Below are 14,056 nucleotides of genomic sequence, written 5' to 3'. Positions count from 1 at the left end.
TTATTGAAGTATGTTTTTGCGCATCATATTATTCACATACACTGGTTGATCCACTTTGAATTTCACGATTTGCAACGGATGTCTCGCTGCATCTAATTCGTTTCCATCCTCATCCCAAATTTTCTCCACCGTTTGCGTAAAGTTTTCTATTTCTGGTCCAAAGAACTCCACTTCATGTCCTGGTTTGAAGTGATTACGTTGCTCAAGCGTTACAATGCCCGTTTCTTCATTATAATCTAACACTAAACCAGCAAAATCATACGTTGTTTTCTTACTATGATTTCCAAACATTTGCTCTTGATGTCCTGGAACCCCTTCAAAGAATGCAGGAGCTGTATCACGATTTGCACATTTATCAAGCTCATCTAACCATTCTTGTTTAAACTCAAAGTTATCCGGATCCGCACAATACGCATCAATTACTTTACGATATACAGTTGCTACAGTCGCTACGTAATGGATAGATTTCATACGTCCTTCAACTTTTAAGCTATCAATTCCAATTTCAATCATTTTCGGAATTGATAAGATTAAATTTAAATCTTTTGGGCTCATCGCAAAGTGAGCATCTTCTTCTTGGAATAGAGGAAGCTCTTTTGCATCTTTATGTTGTGATACCGTTTGAACTAAATCATAATCCCAGCGGCAAGATTGACAACAACCACCACGGTTAGAGTCACGCGCTGTCATATGGTTACTTAATGTACATCTCCCTGAATACGCGATACACATTGCACCATGGACGAATGCTTCAATTTCAATATCAACTTTTTCTTTAATTTCTTTCATTTCTTCATAGCTTGCTTCACGAGCTAATACAAGACGATGTAAACCTTCTTCTTTCCAATACTGTGCTGCTTTCCAGTTGGATAGTGATTGTTGTGTACTTAAATGCACCTCAACAGAAGGCGCTACACGTTTACATGTCTCAATAATAAGCGGATCGGCAACGATAATTCCCGTTACGCCAGCTTTTTCAATCCCTTTTAAATATTCCTCTAGCCCATCCATATTTTCATTATGTGCAAAAATATTTGTTGTTACGTATATTTTTGCTCCATATTTCTTTGCAAATTCAACGCCTTCTGCCATGTCTTCCAGCGTAAAGTTACCTGCATTAGAACGAAGACCAAATTCTTGTCCACCTAAATATACAGCATCTGCCCCATAATGGATAGCTACTTTTAATTTTTCTAAGTTACCCGCGGGGATTAACAGTTCAGGTTTTTTCACAATAACGCGTTTGCCATCGATCACTCGTGAAATTTCTTGTACAGCCATTTCCTACACCCTCCTCGTTTAGTAAACCGTTTCTTTAAAGAAGAATCCTGTATCTAACGGACGATTTACTGGTTGCATTTCTTCTATCTCTTTCAATAAATCATCTTTCACGTCATAATACGCATCACGATCTTCTACACATAAATCAATCGCTTTACGATATTTCTTCGTTACCTCAATAATGTATTCAGAACTTTTTAGGACACCATCAATTTTTAAGCTATCGACTTCAGCATCGATTAGTTCCTCTAACTCATCGATGAAACAAATATCATTTGGACTCATAATGTGAGTACCGTTTTCATCTTCATAAATTGGATATTTGTTATTACGTTCTGGGTCGTATAAGAACATATTCTCTTCATACTTTTTCTTTTCGATGTCGAGATTACGCCCTTGATACTCAAAGTAGTTTCCTACTAGTGAACGCTTCGATTGGAACATACAAGTCATACCGTGAATTTGTACTTCAAGTTCCACTTCAGCATTTTCTTTTAATTCAGCAATTTCATCTAAGCTAAGCTCACGAGCTAATACAGCGCGTTTCGCGCCTCTTTGCCCCCAATAGTTACAAGTAAACCAGTTTGTCGCTGTCGTTTCTGTATTCCAGTGAAGTTGCATGTTTGGTGCAACTTCACGAACAGCCATTAATACCGCTGGATCTCCGAAAACAATCGCATCTACATTTACCTCATTTAAAAAGGCAACGTAGTCCGTTAATTCTTCCACTTTATCATTGTGGAACATCGCATTCATTGCAACGTATACTTTCACACCATTTTCATGTGCAATGTTTACAGCTTGTTTCACATCTTCACGTGAAAACTCTCCTGCCAAACGTAAACCAAACTTTTGTTCACCAACCATTACTGCATCTGCCCCTGCTTTCACAAGAGGTTCAATATCTGCCACCGCTCTAGGCGTTACTAACAATTCAGGTTTCTTCATACTTTTGTCACCCTCTCTTTTTACTTACAGCCACTCCATCGCCAATTGGGAAAATCGTTGTATCATATCCTTCATGGTTCATAAGCCATTCATTGTACGTCTTAATACGACGAATCAAACCACGCGTACGTCTATTTTCAATTTTCTCTTTTGTCGTCACAAGACCATGGTACATAACGTTATCTGAAATAATAACGCCACCAGGATTTAATAACGGTTCGTATAAGTCAAAAAAGCGACGATACTGCCCTTTCGCTGCATCAATAAAAATAACATCAAATGTTCCATGTTCTTTCACTTGTTCGCCCGTTTCTAAAGCATCACCGTAAATAACAGAAATACGGTCTGTTACTGGGGAACATTCTATATATTCAAGTGCCTTTTCATATCGTTCACGATTGCGCTCTACTGTCACAATACGAGAGTTCGGAATAGCTTGCATCATACGAATACTAGAATAACCGATTGCTGTTCCAAGTTCTAAAATACTTTCCGGTCCAATTAAACGTAAAAATTGCAGCATAAACTCCATTCCAAGTCGATCCATAATCGGCACATGGTTTTCAGTTGCATACTCTTCCATTTCAAGAATTAATTTATCTTTTGGATCAATAAATGATAATAGGTACTCGTTAACTGCATCCTCCATAATTGGTCCTCCTTATTTACATGGAGAAGTGCCTCTATGACGCGCCAATCTTTGTCTTTTCACACATAGAATGCAATAAAAATACAAGCCAGTTTCACCCTTAGCTTGTACGTCCCGTTTTGATATTAAAAACGATTCTTCTGCCAGTTTTTAACCCGATACATTTTACCACAAAAAAGAGGGATGTGCGACCTTTTTCGCTACCCCTCCCGATTTCATTGTTTTTTCGTAATGTATTTTTGCTTTAATGCATTATGTTCTTCTAATGTTTTCGCATAATACACTTCACCACTTGGTGCAGCTAAGAAATAATAATAATCTGTTTGCGCAGGATCTAACGCTGCTTCCACTGAATGTTTACCAGAGTTTGCAATCGGTCCAACTGGCAACCCTTTCACAACATACGTATTGTACGGTGAGTTTACTTTCAAGTCTTCGTATAATACACGTTGTTTATGCTTTCCAAGCGCGTATAGTACCGTCGGATCCGTTTGAAGCGGCATACCTTTCGCTAAACGATTATAGAAAACACTAGAGATTTTCTGGCGATCTGTAAAGCCAGTGGCCTCTTCTTCAATAAGTGAAGACAACGTGAGAAGTTGATGAACATCCCAGTTCTTCGCTTTCATTTTCGCCTCATTTTGAATAATGATTGCATTCGTTTTCTCAAGCATCGGAATTACGATTTCTTCTAATGTCGTATCTTTCTTATAGAACGAATACGTCGCAGGATATAAATAACCTTCTAATGGGTATTTAATATTACTATCAAAAATTTTATCCGTTAATAGCTTCGGATACTTTTGCTGCATTTTTTGAATAAATGCTTTATCGTTTAATTGACGTACAACATCATCTTTATTCCACTTTAATTCTGTCGCAATCACTTCAGCAATTTCAGTTACTTGCGCTCCTTCTTTAATCGTCACTTTATAAAGAGCCGGACGATGTACGTTGCCAGATGACATTTGTTCAATGACATCGTTAGCATTCATCGAAGGATTTAATAAATATGTACCTGCTTGTAAGCTTTTCGATTTAACTTTCGTATAAAAACTAAAAACTGTACCGCTGTTCACAGCACCTTTTTCTTCTAAAATCTCACCGATTTTACTTGTAGATGACCCCTTTGGAATCTCTACTTCAATCTCTTTTTTATTTCCACTATCAACTGGTCCTAATGCAGATGAAATATACGCATAGACTGATCCACAAACTAAAAGCAGTGCGATAATCGAAAATAAAAAGATGCGTCTACGCTTCTTCTTCACTTGATTCTCTACCAAAATTCTTCCTCCTTATTTAATTGTAGACCATATACACTTCCTCTATACAATGCCCTACAAACATAAAGCAAAACCAACCATTTCTAAATAATTGGTGACAGCTACTCATTTAAAGCCTCATTTCATACAACCCGTCTTATTATACTATAAACAATTAAGTAGTTTCGACAAAAAATCTGTCATTTTGCATATGAATACAAAAAAGGCGAACTGTGTACACAGTCCGCCTTTTTATACATTACTACTCTTCGTCTTGCTCATCAGCAAGAGTGTTAAACATTTCTTGTACCATTTCCCACTCTTCTTCAGATTCAATTGAAAGTAATGTTCCGCCCTCTTCTTCACTTTGCTCGTATGCCATTGCATCGAAGATTTGGTCTCCATCTTCGTCTACTTCACCGATTGGAGAGAAGACTACGTAAGATTTTTTGCCGAATTTTTCAGCATCAAAAGTGAAAATAATTTCACATAAATGTTCGTTTCCTTTTTCGTCTACAATTGTAATTTGATTTTCTTCCATTTTGGTCACCTCTTATTTACTATCTAGAAATCCTTGTAAGATTACGACTGCAGCCATCTTATCGATTACTTGCTTTCGCTTCTTACGGCTCACATCAGCTGAAATGAGCAGACGTTCCGCTGCCATCGTCGACAAACGCTCGTCCCACATTACAACTTCTAATTGTAACAGATTTCGCAGGTTTTCTGCAAATTGTTGGCACGCTTCACCACGCGGGCCAATTGTACCATTCATATTTTTAGGTAAACCTACTACTATTTTGTCCACATTGTACTGTTTTACCAACTCAGAAATACGGTCAAAACCAAAGTAGCCTCGTTCTTCGTTAATCCTGATTGTTTCCAGTCCTTGTGCTGTCCAGCCCATTTCATCGCTCATTGCAACACCGACTGTTTTAGTACCAACATCTAAACCTAATATCCGCATAAACTACTCCTCACGATGATGTTTCAAGTAAGACTTCACAAGTTCTTCAATTAACTCATCACGTTCAAGCTTGCGAATGACGCTTCGTGCATCTTTATGGCGAGGTATGTATGCTGGATCTCCACTTAATAAATAACCGACGATTTGGTTAATCGGATTATAACCTTTTTCTTGAAGTGCATTATACACAGTTAAAAGTACATCATTTACATGGACACTCTGCTTTTCATCTTGAATGCTAAACTTCATTGTTTTATCAAAACCGTCCATTTCAAGCACCTCACTTGTAAGTAGTAAGTATAGGGAGAAGAACTTCTCCTCTCCCTACCATTGTACACTACTATCTCTTTATTTTGAAACAGATTTAACGTACTCTTGTACAAATGCTAAAGCTTCCTCAACTTGCGCTGGGTTTTTACCACCTGCTTGAGCCATGTCAGGACGGCCACCACCACCGCCTCCACAACGAGAAGCTACTTCTTTCACAAGTTTACCCGCATGGTAACCTTGACTAATTAAATCTTTCGTTACGCCAGCTAAAATATTTACTTTATCGTCATTTACAGACACTAATACAACAACTGCAGACTCTAATTTATTTTTAAGGTCATCCATCATTGTACGTAAATTGTTCATATCTGCAACATTTACTTTCGCCGCTAATACGTTCACACCATCAACTGTCATTACTGAATCAGTTAAGTTTCCAGCTTCGATATTGCTTAATTTCGCAGCAAGAGATTCGTTTTCTTTTTGAAGTTGTTTTACTTCAGCAAATAAACCATCAACTCTTGTTAAAATATCTTTCGGATTTGTTTTCATTTTTCCTGCTGCTTCTTTTAATAAACCTACTTGATCGTTCATTAATTCGTATGCAGATTTACCAGTTACCGCCTCAATACGACGTGTTCCTGCACCGATACCAGATTCAGCAACGATTTTGAAAATACCGATAGAAGCTGTGTTATCAACGTGACAACCACCGCAAAGCTCTAAGCTGTAATCGCCTACTTGTACAACGCGTACAACATCACCGTATTTTTCACCGAATAATGCCATTGCACCCATTTCTTTCGCTTCTTCGATTGCTTTTTGAGAAATCGCAACATCAATACTTTGCCAAATTTTTTCGTTTACGATACGCTCAATTTTTTCTAATTCGTCAGCTTGTACTTGACCGAAGTGAGAGAAGTCAAAACGTAAACGTTCAGATGTTACAAGAGAACCCGCTTGGTTAACATGCGTTCCAAGTACATCTTTTAATGCTTGGTGCAGTAAGTGAGTTGCTGTATGGTTTTTCACAACGCTACTACGGTTTTTCGTATCGATAAGAGCTTTTACAGCCGCTTCTTTCGTTAATGTACCTTCTTCAACAACAACTTTGTGTAAGTTTTGACCATTTGGTGCTTTTTGTACGTCTTTTACAAGAACTTTCACGCCGTCAGCAAGAAGATAACCACGGTCTGCAATTTGCCCACCGCTCTCAGCGTAGAATGGCGTTACATCAAGCATTAATTGTCCTTCTTCACCTGCTTGTAGGCTATCTGTGTACTCACCATTTTTCACAAGTGCAACAACGTTACTTTCTGTTGCAACTGTACCGTAACCAACGAATTCGCTCGCTACTTTAACTTCACCAAGTACACCGCCTTGAACTTGCATAGAATCAACGTCTTGACGAGCAGCACGTGCACGCTCACGTTGTTTCTCCATTTCATTCTCAAAGCCTGCTTGATCAACTGTCATACCAGCTTCTTCTGCATATTCTTCTGTTAATTCAATCGGGAAACCGTACGTGTCGTATAGACGGAAAGCATCTACGCCAGAAATAACAGTTATTTTTTCTTCTTTCGCTTTTGCAATTACTTCAGCTAAAATTGATTCACCATCATGAAGTGTTTCATGGAAACGCTCTTCTTCATTCTTCACAACTTTTGCGATGAAATCTTTCTTTTCAAGTACTTCTGGATAGAAGTCTTTCATTACTTCTCCAACAACCGGTACTAATTCAAACATGAATGGACGGTTGATATTTAATTTTTTCGAGTAACGAACAGCGCGGCGTAATAAACGACGTAATACATAACCACGGCCTTCGTTAGAAGGAAGTGCTCCATCACCAACCGCAAATGTTACTGTGCGAATATGGTCAGCAATTACTTTAAATGCCATATCTTTTTCTAAGTCACCATTACGATACTTCTCGCCAGAAATTGATTCTGTCGCCCCAATCATCGGCATGAATAGGTCTGTATCAAAATTCGTAGGTACATCTTGAACGATAGATGTCATACGCTCTAGACCCATCCCTGTATCGATGTTTTTCTTAGGAAGCGGCGTATATGAACCGTCTGGGTTATGGTTAAATTGAGAGAATACAAGGTTCCATACTTCTAAGTAACGCTCGTTTTCTCCGCCCGGATATAATTCTGGGTCACTAAAGTCATTACCGTAAGCTTCACCGCGGTCATAGAAAATCTCTGTATTCGGTCCACTTGGTCCTTCACCGATATCCCAGAAGTTTTCTTCTAAACGGATGATGCGCTCTTTTGGAACACCCATTTTCTCATTCCAAATTGTGAATGCTTCTTCATCTTCCGGATGAATTGTAACAGATAGTAATTCTTTATCGAATCCGATCCACTTGTCACTCGTTAGAAATTCCCAAGCCCAAGTAATTGCTTCTTCTTTGAAGTAATCACCGATTGAGAAGTTCCCTAACATTTCAAAGAATGTATGGTGACGAGCCGTTTTCCCAACGTTTTCAATATCGTTTGTACGAATTGATTTTTGTGCATTTGTAATACGTGGGTTTTGCGGGATTACACGTCCGTCAAAATATTTCTTTAATGTCGCTACACCACTATTAATCCATAGAAGAGATGGATCCTCGTGCGGAACTAGTGATGCACTTGGTTCTACTGCATGTCCTTTTTCTTGGAAAAAGTCTAAAAACATTTGACGAATTTGTGCGCCTGTTAGTTGTTTCATTGTATTTTCCTCCTTAAATATAAAAAACTCCCGCCCCTAATAAAAGGGACGAGAGTTAACTCGCGATACCACCCTAATTATGAATTGATTATTATAACAATCAATTCATCACCTCATGGTGCCGTAACGTGGCAAGACGGCAGTGATTAGCTGCTCTCAGGATTAGCTTTCTGTTACCCTTCATTTAAAGCTTCTTTCAGCCATTGGAAGCTTCTCTCTATAAATGGACTGTAACATACTTATTCCGTCATTGATTTAATGTATTATATGACTAAATATAATAGAATTCTCTTAAGTTTGTCAATGTAGATAATCATTTATATTGTATCAATTGCCTATTAATCATAGTTATTCTACTATTCATTCTTAACAGCCTTTTCATATATTATGCATTTATTACCAAATAGGAATCTCCTCATAAAAAACACCTTATACAAGTTTCTGAATATTACATTTTTTGTTATAATTAAATTATTAATAATAAAGGAGCGATCACAATGACAACCTTATTGAACGAAGCTAAAAGCATGTTAACTACGGACGAAACTATATTGTTTTACACAGCGTGTTCATTAGATATATTTATATATCGTTCCGTCGCAAGACCAGGCCTGCTAATCTTAACAAATAAAAGGCTCTTCTTTTTCGGGCCAGATTTAAGCAAAAAACCAATATTTGAAGAGTACTCTTTCGCAAAAATTTCTAATCTCAAAGAACAAAAACGCCTTTTCAATAATCAAATTGTATTCATGTATGATACGGAATGGAAAAGAATAAAACATATTCAAACAAATGATGTGAGCGGGATTGTTCAGCAAATAAAAGAACAACTCCCTAAATAACCATATTATTAGCCCTCTATCATAAATAGAGGGCTTCATATTAAATATCTTCTCTTTTCCAAAGAGGCCTCACATGAACGACCACTGTCCGAATGACCGCTAAAATAGGAACCGATATTAGTAATCCTACAATCCCCGCAACTTCTCCCCCTACTAGTAACGCAAACATAATGATCACAGGATGCATACGAAGCGACTTACCAACGATGTAAGGCGATAAAATGTTACTTTCCAAAAATTGCAAAATAGCAATCGTAATCCCCGCCTTAATGAGTAAACTCGTTGATACCGTTGCCGCAATCATCAACGTCGGAATCGCCCCTAAAATAGGACCAAAGTAAGGGATTATATCCGTTACCCCAATAATAATACCGAGTAATAACGGATATTTCATACCGATAAACCAAAAAGAAAGAACAGATACTCCCCCTAATACTAAGCAAACAAATAACTGTCCTCGAATATAACTTCCGAGTGACTTATCAATTTCTTTCGCAAGCATTTGACCCGTACTACGCCACTTACTCGGAACTAGTTTCCAAAAAATATGATAAAACTCACCGTAATCTTTTAATATGTAAAATACAATGAACGGAATTAAGAAAATAATGAGCAGTGAATCCAGTACACCACGTGCTGTGCTCATAACTTTATTTAAAAGCGTTTGTATCTTCATTTCTACACCAACAAAAATTTGCTTTACCTTTTCATGAATAAATGATGGGAAATTCGCTGTTTGTTCTGTAACTCCATCCATCCAAGAATCGTACATTTTTGTAAACTGCGGAAATTGTTCATTAATTTCTTGTAACTGTTTAATAACAACTGGCGTTCCTTTATAAATCCCATAGCCAATTCCGCCAAAGAAAAGAATATAAATGAGCAAAATAGCAAGTGTGCGTGGCATTCCTTCCTTATGGATTTTTTCAATTAAAGGGTGTAATAAATAAGCAATAAAACAAGCAATAAGAAACGGTGTGATCGCCACTTTAAATACAAAAATAATCGGTGCCCATAGTGGCTTAATTTTCAAAAAGACGAGCAAACAAAGAAAAACGAGTAACAATAATCCTAAACGATATATCCAAATGATTTTAAGATTCTTCACACGAAAAACCTCCTCCACCTTTATTTTGAAAATAAATAGGTTAGGTTATGTGCAAAAGTTTTAAAATCTTTTTATACAGACCATACTGTTTTTTAAAGACGTACATATATTTAACATAATAAGGACAACCACCCCTGAAAATACAAAATGTCAAAATATAATCAGGAGGGCTCATAATGATCTTATTTATGCTTGCATTATCCGCACTTTTTATGCTTCTTGAATGGATTTGTATCGGGTTTGGTATTTGGAAAGGCTTCTTTATTCGTTCCTCGCGAAAAGAAAGAGCGAAGCACTTATGGCATTATGGAATGCTTGGCGTTGGATGTTACGGTTTATCTTATCTCTTCTCTGAAATCGGACTTTTATATTTGCATACAAGCGCATAAAAAAACTCCCTTATCATGAAGGGAGTTTTTTACGCCTTATAAATAAGACTTAATCATCTTACGTGCTTTTTTTACATTGCGTTTTGAGAATACATCTTGTTTGCGAGCATATTGATATGCTGCAGCTCCAACACCTAATGCGATTAATGAATTGCGTAGATTCAAAGTAAATCCCCCTTTTCGTTATCCGATCGTTCTTTCATTATCATCAAATAAATCATCAAGAGAGCTTAATGAACCATCTTCCTCTACTTGATGTGTATGGATTTTCCCCTTTGAAACCGATAATTCGATATAACAACTCCAGCAATAAAATTGGTTGACACCTATTTTTCCGATGTCTTTCCCTTTGCAATTTGGACAACTGAACATATGGCTTTCATCTCCTTACAGTCTCCCAGATTCTATTCGCCATTATGTCCAAACTGCATTCATTTATACATTGCTAGAGCCTTTCAACGTTATACGTTTGAAAGTTTCACTATATAATTTCACCTTGTTACATGAAATCATACGGTGAAATGTTTTCCACATCCATTTCTTCACCATTAACCGTCACCATTTGCACTTCGCCTTGTGATTCTTGCAATCGACCAGCTAAAGTCGTTTGACGCATTGCATCATCAAGGCGATTTACACCGGATTGAAAAGCTGCTTCCTCCCCGCAAATAATAAGGAATTTCTTACTCCTTGTAATACCCGTGTAAATTAAATTACGACGTAACATACGGTTATAGCTTTTTACAATCGGCATAATAACAATCGGAAATTCACTACCTTGTGATTTATGAATCGAGCAGCAATATGCATGTGTAATTTGATTTAAATCTGGCTTTGTATACGTTACTTCAATCCCGTCAAATGAAACGATAATCATATCTTGTTGCTCAACGTTTTCTTTCGCATAAAACACCGAAACGATTTCTCCGATATCACCATTAAACACCTGGCTCTCTGGCTGATTGACGAGTTGCAGTACTTTATCTCCTCTGCGGTATACAACATCACCGTATGCAATTTCTTTACTTTTTTCCCTTTTCGGATTAAACACTTCTTGGAGAGCTTCATTTAACACATTAATACCTGCTGGTCCGCGGTACATAGGTGCCAACACTTGTACATCTCTTGCGCTAAATCCTTTTGTCTTGGCATTTTCACATACTTTTTTTACAACTTCAACGATTTGAGCGCCTGTACAAGAAATAAAGGAACGATCCTTTTTATTTTGTGCTAAATCTGGCGGAAGCGCACCACCTTTTATCGCATGGGCAAGCTGAATAACAGATGACCCTTCCGCTTGACGATAAATTTCTGTAAGCTTGACCGTTGGAACTGCACCTGCATTCAATAAGTCTTTTAGCACTTGTCCAGGTCCTACAGATGGCAACTGATCTTCATCACCTACAACGATAACTTGAATATTTGTCGGAAGCGACTTAAACAGCTGATTTGCAAGCCAAATGTCAACCATTGAAAACTCATCAATAATGAGTAACTTTCCTTGTACTGGATCGGTTTCATTACGCTGGAAAGACCCTTCTGGCGTCCAACCGAGTAGACGATGAATTGTGCACGCCGGAAGCCCCGTCGATTCACTCATTCGCTTCGCTGCTCTTCCAGTTGGAGCCGTTAATAAAATCGGAAATGGATTATCATCACTATATTCATTCGGATTTAATGATACTCCGTGAAGTGATGCATACATTTCAACAATCCCTTTAATAACTGTTGTTTTCCCCGTTCCTGGTCCACCTGTTAATAGCATCATCGGCTTATGAAGTGCAGTTTGAACTGCTTCTTGCTGAAGCGGCGCATACTGCACCTTTAGCTGTTCTTCAATTTCTCCTAATGTTTTTAACACTTCTGCTTCAGGGAATGCAGGGGTTTCTTCTTGATTCATAAGACGACGAATTGACTTTACAACGCCTTTCTCAGAATAGAATAAAGAAGCTAAATACACTCGCTCTTCTTCTATAATGACTTTCCCTTCGCTTTGCATCATTTCAACGCAGCCTACAATATCTTCCTCAGTCACTCTGCCTTCTTGATTATTTAAAAGTGACATCGTTTCTCTTACAAGCTGACCTTTTTCCATATACACGTGACCGAGTTGTAATGAAATATTCTCTAACGTATAAAAACACCCTGCACGTACACGGTCGTCGTGATTGCCCGTTATTCCGATTGCACGCCCTATATCATCTGCTCTTCCAAATCCAATTCCGTCCACTTCTTCAATAAGTTTATACGGATTATTACGAATCACTTCTAATGTCATCTCTTTATATTGCTGATAAATTTTAATAGAAAGTTTTGTTCCAAAACCGTAACCATTTAAAAAACTCATCACTTTCTCGAGCCCTTGATGCTCAATAATCGTCTCATATATTTCCTGCGCTTTTTGCTTGTTTACAACACCATTTAGCGCATCAGGATCATCCATAATTTTAGAAATCGCATGCTCACCGAGATGGTCCACGATTTTTTCGGCTGTACGCTTTCCAATCCCTTTAAATAAATCGCTCGCTAAATATTGCACCATACCTGCTTTTGTTTGTGGCAGTTCTTTTTTAAACGTTTCAACTAAATATTGTTTTCCATACTTTGGGTGGTCTTTAAAATGACCTGTTAATGTAAACACTTCATCTTCATGCATACGGGGAAAATGACCGTTTATCATTACTTTTTTTTCATCGTATGTTTCATTCGTTTCAATGACTTTCATACTGACAACGGAATAGAGGTTTTCTTCGTTGTGGAAAATGGTATGAAGAACTTGCGCTTTTATAAATTTTTTCTCTTCCTCAAACAAATCCATTGCATGTTGATTTCCCATATTTCCTCTCCTTTCCGAGTTCTTTTCACTTTAATGAGCAGTACATCCCCCACCTCTTTCACAATCTTTAGATGAGGGGTAACTGCGCATTAAACTATAATTTCACTTTATTCAGCCTCTTGCTCTAATAAACGAATACCATTACCAGCTAAAAAGTGGTCTGCTTGAATTTCAGTCGCTTTCTTAAATAAAGTAAGAGCTTTCTCGTTATTTTCTTCGAATACGTACGCAACACCTAAATTATAATACGCATCTGCATGCTCTTCATCCATTTCTAATACCTTTTCAAAATAAGGTTTTGCCTCTTGAATATGTTCTAGTCGCGCGAAGCAAAGTCCGCATTGGAAAACAGCTTCTACATCATTTTCATCTAATTCAGTTGCTCTTTGTAAAAATGGAAGTGCAAGACGATCATTTCCAAGTTGTACATGTGTGATACCTAACATAAATGTTACGTCAGCTGATTGTAATCCCGCTTGCATCGCTTGTTCAAATACAGCCTTTGCCTCTGCAAATTGCTCTTGACCGTAATATACATTTCCTAATCCATAATAAGCAGCCGCAGATTTACCATCTAATTCTACTGCACGTTTATAAAATAAAATTGCTCGCTCACTATCACCTAATACATCTAATAAATTCGCAAAGTTAATGTATCCAAGCGCATCTTTCGGATTTTCTTCGATTGCTTCTGTGAAATTTTCAGCTGCTTCTTCCCAGTTTCCTTCTTGCATATATTTAATACCTGTTTCAAGTTTGTTTGACATATCCTTCACCTCT

Annotated in this window: 15 protein-coding genes and 1 other annotated feature; of the genes, 2 read left to right on the top strand and 13 right to left on the bottom strand. The window is 37.6% G+C overall.

Annotation, left to right across the window (positions count from 1 at the left end):
• The 8 genes from ACFVQC_RS02665 to alaS all read right to left on the bottom strand — a co-directional run bounded on the left by ACFVQC_RS02665 (nt 1) and on the right by alaS (nt 8,101).
• Nucleotides 1-1,281, bottom strand: a complete 1,281-nt coding sequence (locus ACFVQC_RS02665) for a peptidase U32 family protein (RefSeq protein WP_264539204.1) — start codon at nt 1,279-1,281, stop codon at nt 1-3.
• A gap of 18 nt (nt 1,282-1,299) precedes the next feature.
• A complete protein-coding gene (locus tag ACFVQC_RS02660) occupies nt 1,300-2,229 on the bottom strand; it encodes a peptidase U32 family protein (RefSeq protein WP_377889399.1) in 930 nt (309 codons plus the stop codon).
• Nucleotides 2,230-2,236: 7 nt separating this feature from the next.
• On the bottom strand, nt 2,237-2,878 hold the full coding sequence (locus tag ACFVQC_RS02655) for an O-methyltransferase (protein WP_002122686.1): 642 nt from the start codon (nt 2,876-2,878) through the stop codon (nt 2,237-2,239).
• A gap of 215 nt (nt 2,879-3,093) precedes the next feature.
• On the bottom strand, nt 3,094-4,164 hold the full coding sequence (mltG, locus tag ACFVQC_RS02650; RefSeq protein ID WP_377897379.1) for an endolytic transglycosylase MltG: 1,071 nt from the start codon (nt 4,162-4,164) through the stop codon (nt 3,094-3,096).
• A 241-nt stretch (nt 4,165-4,405) separates the two neighbouring features.
• Entirely contained in the window at nt 4,406-4,684 is a 279-nt protein-coding gene (locus ACFVQC_RS02645; RefSeq protein ID WP_002111975.1) for a DUF1292 domain-containing protein, read from the bottom strand.
• Between the two features lie 12 nt (nt 4,685-4,696).
• On the bottom strand, nt 4,697-5,110 hold the full coding sequence (gene ruvX, locus ACFVQC_RS02640) for a Holliday junction resolvase RuvX (RefSeq protein ID WP_001221205.1): 414 nt from the start codon (nt 5,108-5,110) through the stop codon (nt 4,697-4,699).
• Between the two features lie 3 nt (nt 5,111-5,113).
• Nucleotides 5,114-5,380, bottom strand: coding sequence for an IreB family regulatory phosphoprotein (locus ACFVQC_RS02635; RefSeq protein ID WP_377889404.1), 267 nt, complete (start codon nt 5,378-5,380; stop codon nt 5,114-5,116).
• 78 nt (nt 5,381-5,458) lie between these two features.
• Entirely contained in the window at nt 5,459-8,101 is a 2,643-nt protein-coding gene (gene alaS / locus ACFVQC_RS02630; protein ID WP_002145639.1) for an alanine--tRNA ligase, read from the bottom strand.
• A 41-nt stretch (nt 8,102-8,142) separates the two neighbouring features.
• Nucleotides 8,143-8,361: a binding site (T-box leader), on the bottom strand.
• A 237-nt stretch (nt 8,362-8,598) separates the two neighbouring features.
• Here alaS and ACFVQC_RS02625 point away from each other — a divergent pair.
• A complete protein-coding gene (locus ACFVQC_RS02625; RefSeq protein ID WP_377897377.1) occupies nt 8,599-8,943 on the top strand; it encodes a PH domain-containing protein in 345 nt (114 codons plus the stop codon).
• Between the two features lie 40 nt (nt 8,944-8,983).
• Here ACFVQC_RS02625 and ACFVQC_RS02620 read toward each other — a convergent pair whose 3' ends face one another.
• Nucleotides 8,984-10,051, bottom strand: a complete 1,068-nt coding sequence (locus ACFVQC_RS02620) for an AI-2E family transporter (RefSeq protein WP_002138436.1) — start codon at nt 10,049-10,051, stop codon at nt 8,984-8,986.
• Nucleotides 10,052-10,227: 176 nt separating this feature from the next.
• On the opposite strand from ACFVQC_RS02620, the gene ACFVQC_RS02615 reads away from it, so the two are divergent.
• Nucleotides 10,228-10,440, top strand: coding sequence for a hypothetical protein (locus ACFVQC_RS02615; RefSeq protein ID WP_002015285.1), 213 nt, complete (start codon nt 10,228-10,230; stop codon nt 10,438-10,440).
• Between the two features lie 36 nt (nt 10,441-10,476).
• Here ACFVQC_RS02615 and ACFVQC_RS02610 read toward each other — a convergent pair whose 3' ends face one another.
• The 4 genes from ACFVQC_RS02610 to ACFVQC_RS02595 all read right to left on the bottom strand — a co-directional run bounded on the left by ACFVQC_RS02610 (nt 10,477) and on the right by ACFVQC_RS02595 (nt 14,043).
• A complete protein-coding gene (locus ACFVQC_RS02610) occupies nt 10,477-10,605 on the bottom strand; it encodes a YrzQ family protein (RefSeq protein ID WP_002015286.1) in 129 nt (42 codons plus the stop codon).
• Nucleotides 10,606-10,623: 18 nt separating this feature from the next.
• Nucleotides 10,624-10,812, bottom strand: coding sequence for a hypothetical protein (locus ACFVQC_RS02605; RefSeq protein WP_377889409.1), 189 nt, complete (start codon nt 10,810-10,812; stop codon nt 10,624-10,626).
• Between the two features lie 127 nt (nt 10,813-10,939).
• Entirely contained in the window at nt 10,940-13,276 is a 2,337-nt protein-coding gene (recD2, locus tag ACFVQC_RS02600) for an SF1B family DNA helicase RecD2 (RefSeq protein WP_002111980.1), read from the bottom strand.
• A 107-nt stretch (nt 13,277-13,383) separates the two neighbouring features.
• The gene (locus tag ACFVQC_RS02595) at nt 13,384-14,043 is read right to left on the bottom strand and encodes a tetratricopeptide repeat protein (protein WP_002160393.1); all 660 of its coding nucleotides are present in this window, start codon (nt 14,041-14,043) and stop codon (nt 13,384-13,386) included.
• Nucleotides 14,044-14,056: the final 13 nt, after the last annotated feature.

Source organism: Bacillus sp. NPDC057893 (genome assembly GCF_042796455.1).
In the GTDB taxonomy this organism is placed as follows: domain Bacteria; phylum Bacillota; class Bacilli; order Bacillales; family Bacillaceae_G; genus Bacillus_A.
The sequence above is the reverse complement of the archived record's forward strand: the minus strand, read 5'-3'. Positions and strand labels throughout refer to the sequence as shown.